This is a genomic window from Streptomyces phytophilus, from assembly GCF_013870535.1.
Taxonomy (GTDB): Bacteria; Actinomycetota; Actinomycetes; order Streptomycetales; family Streptomycetaceae; genus Streptomyces; species Streptomyces phytophilus.
Genome location: NZ_JACBXC010000628.1, coordinates 1 through 3,502 on the forward strand (window position 1 = coordinate 1; position 3,502 = coordinate 3,502).

3 protein-coding genes are annotated in these 3,502 nt (G+C 73.0%); all 3 read right to left on the minus strand.

The window, feature by feature from the left end:
• Positions 1–115 precede the first annotated feature (115 nt).
• Positions 116–1,945: a DNA helicase RecQ gene (recQ, locus tag H5J30_RS22540; protein WP_181789209.1), complete on the minus strand. Its 1,830-nt coding sequence runs from the start codon at positions 1,943–1,945 to the stop codon at positions 116–118.
• 126 nt (positions 1,946–2,071) lie between these two features.
• On the minus strand, positions 2,072–3,076 hold the full coding sequence (locus H5J30_RS22545) for a proline racemase family protein (protein WP_181789210.1): 1,005 nt from the start codon (positions 3,074–3,076) through the stop codon (positions 2,072–2,074).
• Positions 3,077–3,184: 108 nt separating this feature from the next.
• Positions 3,185–3,502: (2Fe-2S)-binding protein (locus H5J30_RS22550; protein WP_181789211.1), on the minus strand; the 318-nt coding region annotated here is incomplete at its 5' end.

Consider the following 3,502-nt stretch of genomic DNA (forward strand, 5'->3'; position numbering starts at 1 on the left):
CGGCGAGGCGCTGGCCGACGCCGTCACGGTGGCCAACCCGGCGAGGCTGCTGGACTGGAGCGGCACGCCCTGAACCCGCGGCCCCCCGACCCGCGGCCCCCCGACCCGCGGTCCCTCAGCCCGCGTCGTCCTCCGCGACGGTCTGGAGGATCGCCTCGCCGTACTTCGCGAGCTTGTTCTCGCCGACGCCGCTGACCGACCCCAGCGAGGCGAGGGACCCGGGCCGCTCGGTGGCGATCTGCCGCAGCGTCGCGTCGTGGAAGATCACGTACGCGGGCACCCCCTGCTCCTTCGCGGTCGCACCGCGCCACGCGCGCAGCCGCTCGAAGAGCGACGCCGCCTCCGCGGGCAGGTCGACCGCCTCCGCGCGCTTGGACCCGGACTTCGCCTTCGCGGCCTTCGCCGCCCGCTTGGGTTCGCTGCGCAGCGGCACCTTGCGGCCCCGGTACAGCACCTCGTCGGCTTCCTCGGTGAGCACCAGCGTGCCGTAGTCGCCCTCGACGGCCAGCAGCCCCTTGGCGAGCAACTGCCGTACGACACCGCGCCACTCGTGCTCCGCGAGGTCGTCGCCGACGCCGAAGACGGACAGGGTGTCGTGGTCGTGCTGGATGACCTTGGCCGTCTTGCGGCCCATCAGGATGTCGACGATCTGCCCGGCGCCGAACTTCTGCCGCCGCTCGCGCCGCAGCCGCACCACCGTGGACAGCAGCTTCTGCGCGGCGACCGTGCCGTCCCACGACTCCGGAGGCGTGAGGCACGTGTCGCAGTTGCCGCACGGGGAGCCGCTCTGGCCGAAGTACGCGAGGAGCTGCGAGCGCCGGCAGTCGATGCTCTCGCAGAGCGCGAGCATCGCGTCGAGGTGCGCGCCCGCCCGCCGCCGGTGCGCGTCGTCGCCGTCGGAGCCGTCGATGAGCTTGCGCTGCTGCACCACGTCCTGCAGCCCGTACGCGAGCCAGGCGGTGGACGGCTGCCCGTCGCGGCCGGCGCGGCCGGTCTCCTGGTAGTACCCCTCGACGGACTTGGGCAGGTCGAGATGGGCGACGTAGCGCACGTCGGGCTTGTCGATGCCCATGCCGAACGCGATGGTGGCGACGATCGCCATGCCCTCCTCGCGCAGGAACCGCGACTGGTGCTCGGCGCGGGTCGCCGCCGGCAGGCCCGCGTGGTACGGCAGGGCGTCGATCCCGTTGCGTACGAGGAACTCCGCGGTGTCCTCCACCGACTTGCGCGACAGGCAGTAGACGATGCCCGCGTCGCCCGCGTGCTCGGTGCGCAGCAGCTCCAGGAGCTGCTTCTTCGGCTCCCGCTTGGACACGATGCGGTACTGGATGTTGGGCCGGTCGAAGCTCGCCACGAAGTGCCGCGCCTGCTCCAGCTGCAGCCGGCCCGCGATCTCCGCGTGCGTGGCCTTGGTCGCCGTCGCGGTCAGGGCGATGCGCGGCACGTCCGGCCAGCGCTCGGAGAGCGCGGACAGCGCGAGGTAGTCGGGCCGGAAGTCGTGCCCCCACTGCGAGACGCAGTGCGCCTCGTCGATGGCGAACAGCGCGATGGTCCCGCGGTCGAGCAGCCGCATCGTGGACTCCACCCGCAGCCGCTCGGGCGCCAGGTAGAGCAGGTCGATCTCGCCCGCGACGAACTCCGCCTCCACCATCCGCCGCTCGTCGGGATCCTGGGTGGAGTTCAGGAACCCGGCCCGCACCCCGAGGGCGCGGAGCGCGTCGACCTGGTCCTGCATGAGCGCGATGAGCGGCGAGATCACCACCCCGGTGCCGGGCCGCACCAGCGCCGGAATCTGGTAGCACAGCGACTTGCCGCCGCCGGTGGGCATCAGCACGAGGGCGTCGCCGCCGCCCACGACGTGGTCGATGATCTCCTGCTGACCCTCGCGGAACGACTCGTAGCCGAAGACCTTGCTGAGGACCTGGAGCGCCTCGGTGGAACTCATCCGCCGAGTTTATGCCCCACCACCGACACCCCGCGGGCATACCTCCCGACCGGCCGGGCAGGGCGGCGTCCTCTCGTCGGACGCCTGCCGAGCGCTCCGGAATCCCGCCGGTCCACTTCCGGGTGCCTAGAGGGTGAAGCCGGCGGGGAACGGGTCTTCGGGGTCCAGGAGGTACTGGCCCATGCCCGTGATCCAGGCGCGGCCCGTGACCGTGGGGACCTGCGCGAGCAGGTCGCCGACTTCCGTCTCCGCCTCCAGGCGGCCCGTGAACAGGGTGCCCAGCAGCGACTCGTTGACGAAGTCCGCGCCCAGTGCCAGCTCCCCGCGCGCGTACAGCTGCGCCATCCGCGCCGAGGTGCCCGTGCCGCAGGGCGAGCGGTCGAACCAGCCGGGGTGGATGACCATCGCGTTGCGCGCGTCCGCGGAGCCCCCGGCGGGCGGCGCCGTCAACTGGACGTGCTTGCAGCCGGCGATGCCCGGGTCCGCCGGGTGCACCGGGCGGTTCTGCTCGTTGACCGCGTCCATGATCGCCAGGCCCGCGCCGAGCATCCGCTCCTTCTCCGCCTTCGCGAACGGGATGCCGAGGCTCTCGATCGGCAGGATGGCGTAGAAGTTGCCGCCGAAGGCCATGTCGTACGTGACCCGCCCCAGCCCCGGCACCTCGACCGCCGCGTCCAGTTCCAGCGCGAACGACGGCACGTTGCGGAACGTCACCGACTCCGCCCGCCCCCCCGAGACCGCGACCCGGGCGATCACCAGCCCCGCGGGCGTGTCCAGCCGGACCTCCGTGACCGGCTCCGTGACCGGGACCATCCCGGTCTCCACCAGCACCGAGGCCACGCCGATCGTGCCGTGCCCGCACATCGGCAGCAGGCCGGAGACCTCGATGTACAGCACGCCGTAGTCGGCGTCGGAGCGGGTCGGCGGCTGGAGGATCGCACCGCTCATCGCGGCGTGGCCGCGCGGCTCGTTCACCAGCAGCTGCCGGATGTCGTCCATGTTCTCGGCGAAGTACTCGCGGCGCTCGGCCATGGTGGCGCCCGGCACCACCCCGACGCCGCCGGTGATCACCCGGGTCGGCATCCCCTCGGTGTGCGAGTCGACGGCCGTGAAGTAGCGGGAAGCGCGCACGTCACACCCCCGCCCGGCCGGCGGGGAAGGCTCCGTCGAACGTCTCTTGCGGCATGGCGGTCTCCTTGGTGTGGCGGTGTGGCGCTGTGGCGGCGGTACGGGGGACGGTCACTGCGGTCGCGTCTCCGGACCCGGGTCCGCATCCGGGTCCGGGCCGGCGGGCGGCGGTTCCGCCAGCTCGCCCAGCCGCACCGGCGAGGCGATCGGGCGCCGCGCGAACGCCGCCGCGTCCGGCACGCCCGTCAGACAGGCGACGTTGGGGCCGCACACGCGCCCCTGGCACTGGCCGAGCCCCGCCCTGCTGACCAGCTTCACGGCACGTACCCCGAGCGCGTCGCGCTCCTGCACCGAGCGGTGCAGCTCGCCGTACGCGACCTCCTCGCAGCGGCACACGAGGGTGTCCTCGCGCAGCCACGTACGCCACCC

Bases quoted from the DNA above. Each gene is read 5' to 3' on its own strand.
- recQ (WP_181789209.1), bottom strand. From the start codon at position 1,945: ATGAGTTCCACCGAGGCGCTCCAGGTCCTCAGCAAGGTCTTCGGCTAC.